11 protein-coding genes and 1 riboswitch are annotated in these 13062 nt (G+C 70.0%); of the genes, 7 read left to right on the top strand and 4 right to left on the bottom strand.

What is annotated here, in order from left to right; all coding sequences use genetic code 11:
* Positions 1 to 19: 19 nt before the first annotated feature.
* The gene (locus FOH10_RS01030) at positions 20 to 1642 is read right to left on the bottom strand and encodes an acyl-CoA dehydrogenase family protein (protein WP_143979267.1); all 1623 of its coding nucleotides are present in this window, start codon (positions 1640 to 1642) and stop codon (positions 20 to 22) included.
* 9 nt (positions 1643 to 1651) lie between these two features.
* Positions 1652 to 2257: a TetR/AcrR family transcriptional regulator gene (locus tag FOH10_RS01025; RefSeq protein WP_029931129.1), complete on the bottom strand. Its 606-nt coding sequence runs from the start codon at positions 2255 to 2257 to the stop codon at positions 1652 to 1654.
* Between the two features lie 65 nt (positions 2258 to 2322).
* On the opposite strand from FOH10_RS01025, the gene FOH10_RS01020 reads away from it, so the two are divergent.
* Positions 2323 to 3096 (top strand): crotonase/enoyl-CoA hydratase family protein, encoded by a 774-nt coding sequence (locus FOH10_RS01020; protein WP_143979266.1) that lies wholly within the window; start codon positions 2323 to 2325, stop codon positions 3094 to 3096.
* Between the two features lie 523 nt (positions 3097 to 3619).
* Positions 3620 to 4858 carry a hypothetical protein gene (locus FOH10_RS01015; protein ID WP_186000672.1) on the top strand — a complete coding sequence of 413 codons (1239 nt, stop codon included), beginning with the start codon at positions 3620 to 3622 and terminating at the stop codon, positions 4856 to 4858.
* Between the two features lie 238 nt (positions 4859 to 5096).
* Here the strand turns inward: FOH10_RS01015 and FOH10_RS01010 are convergent, their stop codons facing one another.
* Both FOH10_RS01010 and FOH10_RS01005 read right to left on the bottom strand, forming a co-directional pair.
* On the bottom strand, positions 5097 to 5402 hold the full coding sequence (locus tag FOH10_RS01010) for a hypothetical protein (RefSeq protein ID WP_029931126.1): 306 nt from the start codon (positions 5400 to 5402) through the stop codon (positions 5097 to 5099).
* Between the two features lie 59 nt (positions 5403 to 5461).
* Positions 5462 to 6151: a pyridoxamine 5'-phosphate oxidase family protein gene (locus FOH10_RS01005; protein WP_143979265.1), complete on the bottom strand. Its 690-nt coding sequence runs from the start codon at positions 6149 to 6151 to the stop codon at positions 5462 to 5464.
* Positions 6152 to 6232: 81 nt separating this feature from the next.
* Between FOH10_RS01005 and pdxR the strand changes: the two genes are divergently transcribed.
* The 5 genes from pdxR (at position 6233) to FOH10_RS00980 (ending at position 13039) form a co-directional block, all read left to right on the top strand.
* Positions 6233 to 7642: a MocR-like pyridoxine biosynthesis transcription factor PdxR gene (pdxR, locus tag FOH10_RS01000; protein ID WP_143979264.1), complete on the top strand. Its 1410-nt coding sequence runs from the start codon at positions 6233 to 6235 to the stop codon at positions 7640 to 7642.
* Between the two features lie 57 nt (positions 7643 to 7699).
* Positions 7700 to 7945, top strand: a complete 246-nt coding sequence (locus FOH10_RS00995) for a DUF2630 family protein (protein WP_029931123.1) — start codon at positions 7700 to 7702, stop codon at positions 7943 to 7945.
* A gap of 78 nt (positions 7946 to 8023) precedes the next feature.
* Positions 8024 to 8200, top strand: a riboswitch (M-box (ykoK) riboswitch).
* A 263-nt stretch (positions 8201 to 8463) separates the two neighbouring features.
* Positions 8464 to 8682: a hypothetical protein gene (locus FOH10_RS00990; protein WP_143979263.1), complete on the top strand. Its 219-nt coding sequence runs from the start codon at positions 8464 to 8466 to the stop codon at positions 8680 to 8682.
* A 57-nt stretch (positions 8683 to 8739) separates the two neighbouring features.
* Positions 8740 to 11448, top strand: a complete 2709-nt coding sequence (mgtA, locus tag FOH10_RS00985) for a magnesium-translocating P-type ATPase (RefSeq protein WP_244961508.1) — start codon at positions 8740 to 8742, stop codon at positions 11446 to 11448.
* A gap of 79 nt (positions 11449 to 11527) precedes the next feature.
* A complete protein-coding gene (locus FOH10_RS00980; RefSeq protein ID WP_143979262.1) occupies positions 11528 to 13039 on the top strand; it encodes a carboxylesterase/lipase family protein in 1512 nt (503 codons plus the stop codon).
* The last annotated feature ends 23 nt before the right edge of the window (positions 13040 to 13062 follow it).

The following is a 13062-nucleotide window of genomic DNA, read 5'->3' as shown; positions in this document are numbered from 1 at the left end:
GGACGTCCCCGACGGGCGGTCAGCTCACGTAGGCGCGTTGCAGGATCGCCTCGGTGTCGATGCCGGTCGGCAGGGTGCCGAACGCGACGCCCCAGTCACCGCCGAATCTCGTGGCGCAGAAGGCGTCCGCGACCGCGGCGTTGCCGTGCCGCACCAGCTGCGCGCCCTGGAGCACCAGCGCCATCGACTCCACCACGCGGCGCGCCCGGTACTCGATATCGGCGAGATCGGTGAGTTCCTTGCCGATTCGGTCGATGGCCGCGTCCAGGTGCGGATTGGCCCCGCGCGCCCGTGACACCTCGTCGAAATACGCCTCGACCGTTTCGGGCTGACGTCCCATGGCGCGCAGGGCATCCAGGGCCGCCACATTGCCGGAGCCCTCCCAAATGGACATGAGCGGGGCCTCCCGGTACAGCCGCGGCATCCCGGAATCCTCCACGTAGCCGTTGCCGCCCAGGCATTCCAGCGCTTCGGCGGCATGCGCGGGGGCACGCTTGCACACCCAGTACTTGGTGACGGCCAGGGAGATCCGGCGCAAGGCGGCCTCGGCGGGATCGGTCGCGGCGCGGTCGGTCGCACCCGCCAGCCGCATCATGACCGTGGTGGCGGCCTCGGATTCGACCACCAGGTCGGCCAGCACATTGCGCATGGCGGGCTGGTCGATCAGCTTCTTGCCGAAGGCGTCCCGGTGGCGGGCGTGGTGCACCGCGTGCACCACCCCGGCGCGCATGCCGGTGGCCGAGCCGATCACGCAGTCCAGGCGGGTCATATTGACCATCTCGATAATGGTCTTCACGCCCGCGCCCTCCGCGCCGACCAGCCAGCCGGTGGCGTTCTCGTACTCGATCTCCGAGGAGGCGTTGGACTTGTTGCCCAGTTTGTCCTTGAGCCGTTGCAGGCGAAGGGGATTGCGCGAACCGTCCGGCAGCACGCGCGGCAGCAGGAAGCAGGACAGGCCGCCGGGGGCCTGCGCGAGGGTCAGGAACATGTCCGACATGGGCGCGGAGGTAAACCACTTGTGGCCGACGATGCGGTACGTGCCGTCGGATTGCGGTGTGGCCGTGGTGGTGTTGGCGCGGACGTCGGAACCGCCCTGCTTCTCGGTCATGGACATGCCCGCGATGAGACCGGCCTTGCCGGACGGCTCCCGCAGGCCGTAGTCGTACACCCGCGACGCCAACAGCGGTTCGTACTTCGCGGCGAGTTCCGGATTGTGCCGCAGCGCCGGAATCACCGCGTAGGTCATGGAGATCGGGCACATATGGCCCGCGTCGGCCAGACCCCAGGTGTAGAACTTGGCGGCGCGCGCGACGTGCGCACCGGCGCGGTCGTCCTGCCAGGGCGTGCCGTGCAGGCCGTGTTCCACCGCCACCCGCATCAGATCGTGCCAGTGCGGATGGAATTCCACCTCGTCCACCCGGTGGCCGTAGCGGTCGTGGGTGCGCAGCACCGGCGGATAGTCGTTGGCCAGCCGTCCCCACTCCTGCGCCCGCGCGCCCCCGGCGAGCGCGCCGAGCTCGCGCACCTCGTCCTCGGCCCAGCCCGCGCCCTCGCGGTGCAGGCCCTCGAGCAGCGCGGGATTGCGAGAGTTGTCGAAGGGGACTATGTTCGGCACCTGGTTGAACACGTCGTGGGTGTGCATGGGTGACTCCTATGTCGAGGATGCCCGCACGCCGAGGGCGCGCAGTGCGAAGGCGACGAGATCGGGCAGCACCGTCTCGCGTGGCAGTTCCTGGGCCAGCGGACCGACCAGCACCTCACCGATCGCGCCGACCAGGGCGGTGGCGCTGGTGCGTGGATCCTGCGGTGGCAGTTGGCCATTGGCGACGCCGTCGGCCACGGCGGTTTCGAAGGTGTCGGCGAAGGCCCGGCGGAAACGCAGTCGCTCGGTGTCGACGGCGGTGTCCACCGGTTCGGCCAGCAGTACGTAGGCGAGTTTGGGATTCTTCAGGGCGCGTCCGGCGAAGGTCTCCACGGCGGCGGTGACCCGCTCCACCACGCCGCCGTCGGCACTGGCGTCGGCCACGGCGCTGACCTCGCGGGTGACGACCTCGCGGAAGACGGCGGTCACCAGTTCGGCCTTGCCGCTGAAGTTCTTGTAGACGGTGCCGGTGGCGACACCGGCCGCGGCGGCGACGGTGGCCATGGACAGTCCGGCGAATCCCTGTTCGGAGAGCACCTTCATGGCGGCCCGCACGATCGCCCCGGCCTGGGCGTCCAAGCGGGCCTGCACAGCGGGGGTTCTGCGATACGCCACGAAAGAAGTGAAGCACGGATTCATTTCTTCGCGCAAGGGTGTGTGCACGGCCGTGTGTACGGCGTATGGTCGGTCCCGTGAGCGTACGAGTCGAACGCAACGGCCCCGTGACCACCGTGATCCTGCACCGCCCCGAAGCCCGCAATGCCGTGGACGGACCCACGGCCGCGGCGCTGGCCGACGCCTTCCGGGAATTCGACGCCGACCCGACCGCCGCCGTGGCGGTGCTGTGGGGCGAGGGCGGCACCTTCTGCGCCGGGGCGGACCTGAAGGCGCTCGGCACCGAACGGTCCAATCGCGCGGCCGAGGACGGCGACGGACCCATGGGTCCGACCCGCATGCGGCTGTCCAAACCCGTCATCGCCGCCGTCTCCGGCTACGCCGTGGCGGGCGGGCTCGAACTCGCGCTCTGGTGTGATCTGCGAATCGCCGAGCAGGACAGCACTTTCGGCGTGTTCTGCCGCCGCTGGGGCGTACCCCTCATCGACGGCGGCACGATTCGCCTGCCGCGCATCATCGGCACCGGCCGCGCCATGGACCTCATCCTCACCGGCCGGGCCGTCGGCGCGGCGGAGGCCCTGCAGATCGGCCTGGTCACCCAGGTCGTCCCGCCCGGCGAATCCCGCCGCGCCGCAGAGGAACTCGCCGCCCAACTCGCCACCCTCCCGCAAACCTGCCTGCGCTCGGACCGCATGTCGGTGCTGGAACAGGACGGCCTCGACGAGACCGCCGCCCTCCGCAACGAGTTTCGCCACGGCATGACCGCCCTCGCCGACGGCGCGCTCGACGGAGCCCAGCGCTTCGCCGCGGGCGCGGGCCGCGGCGGCAGCCCGGCCTGACCCGACCGCGCCGCGCCCGCCCGGCCACAACCGATCGACGGCGTCCAGACCAGGCAAACCGACTCGGACGCGCCGGGCGAGTGCGTGACCGCGGGGCGAACCGCCCACCCACCGAAGCCATTCACGGCAAAACACACCAGCACCGCACCCGGCGTACACCGATCCACCGCGACCGCCCCGCCGATCGATGCGACCACCGCACGAGCCGGAGGCGCGAACGTCGCGCGAACCGGCGTAACCGCTGCACAACCAGCGCGCGAACCAGCGCGCGAACCAGCGCGCGAACCAGCGCGCGAACCAGCGTAACCACCGCACCAACCGGTGCGGCCACCGTGAACCGGCGCGCGAACTATGTGGCCGCCGCACAAATCGTTGCGGCTATCGCACCGACAGGCGCCGTAGTCGGGCGAGTCGGATGCGCCGACGTCAGGTGGGCCGATGCGATCTGGGTTCGGCGGCACCGATCGGCTCGGCCGGAATCGAGGCTCGCCGGTTGTCGGTACCGGTCGGTACGCTGCCTGCGATGAACCGGCTGACCGTGGTGGACGAGATGTTCCTGCGGGCGCATCGGGGTATGGGTACGCCGATCGCGCTGCAGGGGATTTGGCGTACCGCCGACCGGGTGGGGTCGGAGTTGCTGCGGGATGTGCACGAGGCGTTGCGGACGGGGCCGCTGGGGCGGCGGGTGGTGCGATCGCGGATTCCGGGGGCACGGCCGCGCTGGCAAGTGACCGGTTGGGCGCATCCGCTGGTGCTGGCCGGGGAGCCGCTGGCCGCGCACACCCTGCTGGAGTGGGCCGACGGTCAGGGTGCGGACCTCGATCCGGAATTCGGTCCGGGCTGGCGGCTCTCGGCCGCACCGATCGACGACGGCGGATCCGTTGTCGCCCTGACGTGTTCACACGCCCTGGCCGACGGCCGCGCTCTCACCCTGGCCGTGGACAACGCGCTGGCGGGCACACCGCTGGCGACACCCGCGGCCCCCCACTCGGATTGGGCGGACGCCCGCCGCCAATGGTCCGTCGTGCTGGGCGGCACCGCCCGCGCACTGCGCCGCGGCATCCCCCGCCGACCACCGTCTCCCCCGGCGCGAGAAATACCGTCCGGCCACCCGGACGCCGCCCCGCGCAGCGCCGTACTCCAGATACCGGCCCGCGACTGGAACCGCGTTGCCGTCGCCCACGGCGGCACCGCCAACAGTCTCTTCGTGCACGCGGTGGCGAATATGCTGTGGTCCACGGGCTTTCCCGAGCCCGAGATCGCCGTCAGCCTCCCGGTGGACACCCGCGACGAACCCCGGGTGGACAACGACCTCGCCATGACCGAGATCGCCGTGCGCCGCACCGACACCCCGGCCACCATCCGCCACCGCGCCCGCGCCGCCTACGAACACCGCATGACCAGCCCGGGCGGTATGCCCGAGGAACTACTCCAGGTGCTCCCGGACCGCTGGGCGCACGCGCTGGCCCGCGGCGCGGGCGAGCGAGACATCCTGTGCTCCAATATCGGAACCCTCCCGGACTCGCTGCTCACCCTCGGCCCACACCAGTGCACAGGCGTGGCGGCCCGCGCCATCCATCCGGGCCTGCGCGCCGACACCTTCCCACGCACCCGCCTCTCCACCTACTTCACCCGCATCGCCGACACCTACACCCTCGGACTGGTCGGCCTCGACCCCCAACACATCCCCACCGCCGCGGACCTACGCGACCTCGCCAGCACCACTCTCGGCCGACTCGGCCTCACCGCCACACCCTGGTAGCCGCCCGACCCCGCTCAGCTCGGTCGCATTGGGCTCCGGCTGATCACCTCAGCTTCTCACCACAGCACCTGCCAGCCCTGTGACCACGCCCGCACCACCGTGCGCGGCTCAGCCTCGCCACCACGTCCACGGCCGCGCTCGACCGAGCCGACGAGGCCGCACCCGGTGCGCCGGGCCGATTGCGCCGCAACGGGTTCCAGCGCCCCGGCACGGGCGCGGCAGACCGCGCGCCGTGCTCTCAGCCCACCTCGTTGATGTAGAGCGAGTACAGGTATTCGCCGAACTGCGCGACCGTCCGGATGTCGGGCGGGGTGGTGAGGTAGTAGCGACGCTCGTACTCCGCGACATCGGCCGCGGTGAGCGGCCGGGTACCCAGATCGAGGGTGAGGTCGTAGGCGGCGCGCAGGGCCTCCAGGCTGAACGGCTCCTTTCCGGAGCCGATTCGGGCCGCGGCCAGTGCGGCGGCGGACTCGGCCTCCCGCCGCGCTATGAAATCCAGCAGGCGCGTCGGCCCGCCCTCGGCGTCATCGCTATCGGGATCCATGGGGACCTCCCGGCACTAGATCGAATCACCTTCAGTGTGACCGTGATTCGATCTTTCGGCTACCCCGCCACCGGCGACCCCGCGATCCGGGCCAGCACATGGTCGGGTACCGGCACTCCCGGCTCCAGGTCGTCGGCCGGTACGGGGGCGTCCCACAGCTGCCGCAGCGGCAGCACTCCGGCCCACACCCCACCGGCGGCGACATCCTCCGGTTCGTCGATCGGCCCGCCCTCACGCACCTTCACCGACGCCTCGGTGAGGTCGAGCGCCAGCACCAGCGTGCCCGCGAGCTCCTTCTTGGTCGGCTGCCGCACCGCGGGCCAGGCGCCGGGCGTGACATTGTCGACGACGATCCGCATGGCCCGCAGCTGCTCATCCGGATCGGTGACCGTGGTCGGCCGACCGTGGATCACGGCCGACCGGAAGTTGATGGACAGGTGCATCGCGGCACGCGCGTACACGATGCCGTCCACATGGGTGACCGATACCGACACCCCACCGGTACTCGCGGCGCGCAGATTGCCCGATCCGGTGGAGCCGTGCAGGTAGAGCGTGTCCCCGTCGCGCCCGTAGATGGTGGGCACCACCAGCGGCGCGCCGTCGATCACCACGCCGAGATGGCAGAGGAACCCGGCGTCCAGCACGGCGTCCAGGACCGCTCGGTCACTCCGGGCGCGGTGCCGGTAGCGCGTCGGAGTGCTGCGCGGCGTGGGCGACAAGGGGGTCCGATTCGACGCTGTCTGACTCATATGACCAGCATGGCCGCGCCAATGGACCAGTAGAATATCCATTTCTGGATGATTTCGACAGACCACTTTTGAGGCGGACCCTTGACGGCGACCACATCCGAGAACGCGGCACACCGCCCGACCCCCGCCGACGACCTCCCGATCACGCTCGACCGCGCGGCATCGACGCCGCTGTCGGCACAGATCGCGGACCGACTGCGCGACGCCGCCGCCACCGGGCTCCTGCACCGCGGCGACCGCCTGCCCTCCTCGCGGGCACTGGCGCTGCGCCTCGGCGTGAGCCGCACCGTGGTCACCGCCGCCTACGACCAACTGCACGCCGAAGGCTGGCTCGGCGGGCGACACGGATCCGGCACCTACCTGACCGCCGCCCCACGACTGGCCCCGGAGTGGTCGCCGGCCGCCTCCGATGCGGACGAGGCGACGGATCTGGCCGATCTGGCCCCCGGTGCACCGTGCGTGGAGGCCATCGACCGCGCGGCGTGGCGACGGGCCTGGCGGGCGGCCGCCGTCCCGATGCCCCTGGTCCGCCGCAACCGCGCCGGTGACCCCGGCTACCGCGCGGCGGTGGCCGAACACCTGCTGCGGCATCGGGGATTGGGCGCGTCCGGCGGCAGTGCGGTACTGGCCACATCGGGCACCAGCGCCGCGGTGAGCGAGCTGGCGGCCGCGGTGCTGCCCCCGGGCGCGGCGGTGGCCATCGAGGATCCGGGCTACCGCCGGGCCGCGGGCGCGTTCCGGGCGGCCGGAATCGAGTTGGTGCCGATTCCGGTCGACGACCACGGCCTGCGGGTGGACCTGCTGCCGGACGGCGTGAGCGCCGTGTATTGCACTCCCGCGCACCAGTTTCCGCTGGGCGCACGGATGCCCGCCGAGCGGCGGGTGCGGCTCGTCGAATTCGCCCGCCGCACCGGCGCTCTGATCATCGAGGACGACTACGACGGCGAATTGCGTTACGACACCGCGCCCTTGCCGCTGCTGGCCTCCCTCGCCCCCGATGTGGTGGTGCATCTCGGCACCACCAGCAAGATCCTCACCCCGGCCCTGGGCATCGGCTGGCTCGTCGCCGCGCCCGCCGTCGCCGACGCGGTGCTCGCCCATCGCGAACACACCGGCACCGGTCCGGCCGCGGCCGGGCAGCTGGTGCTGGCCGAACTGGCCGCACACGGTGATCTCGCCCGGCATCTGCGCCGACTCCGCCGCGAAATGCAGACGCGGCGCGCCATGGTGGTGGCGGAACTGCGCCGACACGGCCTCGGGGTGATCGGCGACGCCGCCGGATCACACGTGGTGGTGCCGTTGGCCTCGGCCACCGCCGAGGCGGCCGCGGTGGCGGCGGCGGAGCGGCGCGGCGTGCACCTCGGCCGCCTCGACACCCATTACGTCGGGCCGCGACGGCTGTTCGGCGTGGCGCTCGGTTACGCCGCCCTGCCGCGCGCGGATTTGGCGGCGGCACTGCGGACCGCCGGGGAGTGCCTGGCCGCGCCGTAGCATGGACGCGTGACCCGGGCCCGGGTCGCGCTGCAACCGTCGCGGAGTGGAGGCTTCATGACCGATCAGGACATTCTCGCGCGTATCAAGACACTGGTGGATCGCGAGCACGAGCTGCGGTCCAAGACCACCGGCGGTGAGCTGGACCCGGAGAGCGAGCGCGCCCAACTGGCCGAGCTCGAGGTGCAGCTGGACCAGTGCTGGGATCTGCTGCGGCAGCGCCGGGCCCGGCTCGATCAGGGGCGCGATCCCGATTCGGCCCAGCCGAATTCCGCCCAGCAGGTGGAAGGCTATCTCCAGTAGGTTTTTCGGCCCCCGATCGGGGGCCGATTTTTTCGGGATTTGACTTATCCGAATTCGTGCGACACCATTGTCGACGTTCATGCACCTCGATAGGTGAGGCTCCTACGCGAACACAGGCCACTGATCTGACGACGTCGAGAGACGCCCAAGGTTAGGACAGGTCTTCCCGGATTAAGGGATGTACCCGAAGTGGCTTCCCGGCTCGATGCCGAGACACGTCGCGTAGTGCCGAAACTCTGACGAGAGGGGTGCTCACCAGGGAAACGTCCCTGGCCCGCTCCCTGCTGTGCTTTCGATTCGGCGTCCCCGCACGCCTCGGCCGCAAGGAGGTGAGATCCGCAGGATGACACCCGGTGGAAGTCCGTATCCGTCTCGATCACTCTGCATTGTCTCGCCCGGTCGCGGCATTCCTTCGTACTGACCGTTCGGCGAATTCAGCGCATTCTCAGGCAATTGTCATGTCCTCGACAATTGTCCATCCCAGCGTGCGCGAATTCGGTTGAAAAGATTTCGAAGCGATGAATCGCGGCCCCGTCACCGAGGAGTTCGCCATGACCTTCATCGCACGTCGTACCCCAGCCACCCTGACCACCGCCCTGCTCGGCGGCTGCCGCCGCGGCGCGCACCGCCTGTGGACACGCCGGAATCTCACCCCGCAGGAGCGGGCCAACCTGCTGGCGGGCTACACGCCACCGGCGGTGGTCAGCGCCTCGCTGGGCTGCCACCCGAAGCGGTAGGCGGCCACGCACCGACACCCCACAGTCCCGATGCGGCTACCGCGCGAGGAGTACCTCATGACCATGTCCACTCCGCTGTCCCTCCAGCAGCCGGAACCACCCACCCACCGCCCGTCCCGCCGGGAACGCCGGGCCGCCGAGCTGGAGGACCGCACCCGCGCGGTCGGCGCGAAGCTGGTCGGCATCAGTGCCCGACCGGCGAAACAGGTGCTGCACGACCTGGATTCGGTGCGCGCCGGCCTCGACCACGCCGACGCCGATCAGCGGCTGGCGCAGTACGGCCCGAACAAGATCGCCCACGAATACGTTCCGCACTGGCTGGTGCAGCTGGTGCGGGCGTTCGGGAACCCGTTCATCCTGGTGCTGGCGGGCCTGGCCGTCGTGCTCTACCTGACCGGCGACGCCGAGGGCGTCATCACCATCGGCATCATGATCACGATCAGCACGCTGATCCGGTTCTGGCAGGAGTTCCGTTCCAATCGGGCCGCCGAAGCGCTGGCCCGGCTGGTCACCACCACCGCGGCGGTGGTGCGGCGCGATGCGGGCGCACCGCGCGGCCGAGCCCGGGAAATCCCCATGGCCGAGGTGGTGCCCGGCGATATCGTGCAGCTGGCCGCCGGTGACCTGGTGCCCGCCGATGTGCGGCTCCTCGCGGCCAAGGACCTCATGGTCGCCCAGGCCGCCCTGACCGGTGAATCGCTGCCGGTGGAGAAGGCCGACACCACCACCGGCGACACCCGGCGGCACACCCGCCCCGACCCCGCCGATGCCGACAACCTGGTGCTGATGGGCACCTCCGTCACCTCCGGAACCGGTACGGGGGTGGTGGTCGCGACCGGTTCGGACACCTACTTCGGCTCCATGGCCGACATCATGGTCGGCGCGCATCCGGAGACCGCGTTCGACACCGGAGTGAAGCGGGTCGCCTATCTGCTCATCCGGTTCATGCTGGTCATGGTGCCCGTGGTGTTCGTCGTCAACGGCTGGAATCAGGGCGATTGGACCTCGGCGTTCCTGTTCGCGGTGGCCGTGGCGGTGGGCCTCACACCGGAGATGCTGCCGGTGGTGGTGACCGCCAATCTGGCCAAGGGCGCGGTCGCCATGAGCAAGCGCAAGGTCGTGGTCAAGCGGCTGAGCGCGATTCAGAATCTTGGCGGCATGGATGTGCTGTGCACCGACAAGACCGGCACCCTCACCGAGGACCGGGTCGTGCTAGACCGATACCTGGACATGCACGGGCGGCCGAGCGACGAGGTGCTGCGGTTGGCGTATCTGAACAGCCACTTCCAGACCGGATTGCGCAATCTGCTGGACCGCGCCGTCATCGACCGGATGGACGAGGCCGAGGAGGTCGTCGTCGACAGCCGCTATCGGCTCGCGGACGAGATCCCCTTCGATTTCGTGCGCCGCCGGATGTCGGTGGTGCTCAGCGACCGGTTGGGCGGCCTCGCGGAGAACCAGCTCGTCTGCAAGGGCGCGGTGGAGGAGGTCGTCGCGTTGTGCCGGTTCGCACGCGACGGCGACCGCGAGATCGCCATGTCCCCCGAGCTGCGCGAACGCGTGATCGACGTGGCCGAGCGGACCAATCGCGAGGGCCTGCGGGTGGTGGCCGTCGCCACCCGGGCGGTGCCGATTCGCGACCGCTACACGGCGACCGACGAGACCGAATTGACGCTGGTCGGCTTCCTCGCCTTCCTCGATCCGCCCAAGCAGGACGGGGCCGCGGCGCTGAAAGCCCTGGCGGACAACGGCGTCGAGGTGAAGGTGATCACCGGCGACAGCGAACTGGTGGCGGCGCGGGTGTGCGCGGGCGTCGGCCTCGCGGTGGGCGAACCGGTCACCGGCGCCCGACTGGAGCTGACCGATGACGCGGATCTGCCCGAATTGGTGGAACGCACCACACTTTTCGCCAAGATCGACCCGGCGCAGAAGGCGCGCATCGTGCGCACCCTGCACGCGCGCGGCCACACCGTCGGCTTCCTCGGCGACGGCATCAACGACGCGGCGGCGCTGCGTGAGGCCGATGTGGGCATCTCGGTGGACACCGCGGTCGATATCGCCAGGGAATCCGCGGACATCATCCTGCTGGAGAAGGACCTCATGGTGCTCGAACGCGGCGTTATCGAGGGCCGCCGCACCTTCGGAAACACCATGAAGTACATCAAGATGACCGCGTCGTCGAATTTCGGCAATGTGTTCTCGGTGCTGGTGGCCTCGGCGTTCCTGCCCTTCCAACCCATGCTGGCGGTGCACCTGCTGGTGCAGAACCTGCTCTACGACATCTCACAACTCAGCATTCCGTGGGATCGCATGGACGAGGAGTATCTGCGCAAGCCGCAGCAGTGGAACGCCCGGGATCTCGGCCGGTTCATGCTGTGCATCGGCCCGACCAGCTCGATCTTCGATATGAGCACCTTCGCGCTGATGTGGTTCGTGTTCCAGGCCAACAGTCCCGAACACCAAACGCTGTTCCAATCCGGCTGGTTCATCGAGGGGTTGCTCTCCCAGACCCTCATCGTGCATATGATCCGCACCCGGAAGATCCCGTTCCTCCAATCCCGGGCGGCCCTGCCGGTGCTGCTGACCACGGGCACGATCATGGCCGTCGGCATCTGGCTGCCCTTCTCGCCGCTGGCGGACGTCCTCCGGATGCAGGCCCTGCCGCTGGCGTATTTCCCCTGGCTGGTGCTGACGCTGCTGAGTTACTGCCTGGTGGCGCAGCTGGCGAAGACGCTGTACATCCGGAAGTTCGGCAGTTGGCTGTGATCGGTTCGGTCCGGCCACGTATTGGCAACAAGTCAGTAGGGTCTAGCGGGCGGGTGGGTCGCGCCTATACCGTTTTCCAATGGTGGCAACGATCGATATCACTACTGCCGACGGCGTCGTCCGCGGTTCCCGGGGCCGCCGCGTGGCGCGCTGGCGGTCCATCCCCTATGCGGCGCCGCCGGTGGGAGAGCTGCGATTCCGGGCGCCGCAGCCGGTGCGGCCCTGGGCCGGGGTGCGCGACGCCCGGGAATTCGGCCTCGCCGCGATGCAGCATCGCAGCGGCGCTCGCATCGGGCCGCGACAGCAGCAGCCGACCGGCGAGGACTGTCTGACGCTCAATATCACCGCGCCGGTACGGCATTCGGCCACGCCGCGCCCGGTCATGGTGTTCATCCACGGCGGTGGGTACATGATCGGCACCTCGGCGCTGGGACTGTACTCCGGGGCGCGGCTGGCCGTGCGCGGTGATGTGATCGTGGTGTCGCTGAACTACCGGCTGGGCGGATTCGGCTATGTGGACTTCAGCGAATATTCCACGCCCGAGCGGCGATTCGATTCGAACCTGGGGCTGCGCGACCAGGTGGCGGCGTTGGAGTGGGTGCGGCGCAATATCGCGGCCTTCGGCGGCGATCCGGACAATGTCACGATCTTCGGCGAATCCGCCGGGGCGCACGCCGTGTTGAGCCTGTTCGCGACCCCGGCGGCGGAGGGTCTGTTCCATCGGGGTATCTCGCAGAGCCCGCCCGCGGCGTGGGCGGCCAGTCCGGACGACGCCAAACTTTTCGCCCGCCGCTGCGTGGAGGGTCTCGGGGCCGGTCCGGAGGAGGCATCGCGTGCGCTGATCTCGGCCGGTGCCAATGACATTCGCCGCGCGGTGGACCGGGCCGTCGCCACGGTGCTGCGGGAGCAGCCGGGACTGTTCCCGGCCGTGCCCATGGTGGACGGCGACTTCCTGCCGCGTTCCCCGCTGGACGCGCTCACCGAGGGCAGCGCGCACCGGCTGCCGCTCATCATCGGCAGCAATCGCGATGAGGGGACGCTGTTCGCGCGGCTGTCCGATACGCTGCCGACCACGCCGGAACGCATTCGCAAGGTGCTCGCGCATTCCAGCGCCGAGGCCGCGGCCCAGGTGGTCGCCGCCTATCCGGGCTTCCCGGACCCGAAGGTCGCGGTGCGCATGGGTGGGGATTTCGTGCTCTGGCGGTCCACGGTGACGGCCATGGAGGGACACAGCCGCTACGCGCCCACCTACGGCTACCGCTTCGATTTCGCCCCGCGCGCACTGCATCTCGCCGGATTCGGAGCCACCCACGCCTTCGACCTGATCCCGGTGTTCGGGGCCAGCGACACCCCGTTCGGACGCGCGCTCACGGTGGCGGGCGGCCAGCGCGGCATGCGCTCGGTGACCCGGCAGTTCCAGGACAACTGGCTGTCCTTCGCCCGTGACGGCGCACCCCTGCCGTCCTGGCCGCAGTACACCGAGGACCGGCGCACGACCATGATCATCGACTACCCGCCGCGACTGGAGGACGATCCCGACCGCGCCAAACGCCTCGCCTGGCAGGGAATTACGGTACCGACACTGATCTGAACCGACCCGAGCGCGGCGGGACC

It is taken from the genome of Nocardia otitidiscaviarum (assembly GCF_007362295.1).
In the GTDB taxonomy this organism is placed as follows: Bacteria; Actinomycetota; Actinomycetes; order Mycobacteriales; family Mycobacteriaceae; genus Nocardia; species Nocardia otitidiscaviarum.
This window is presented reverse-complemented; position numbering and strand designations above follow the sequence as displayed.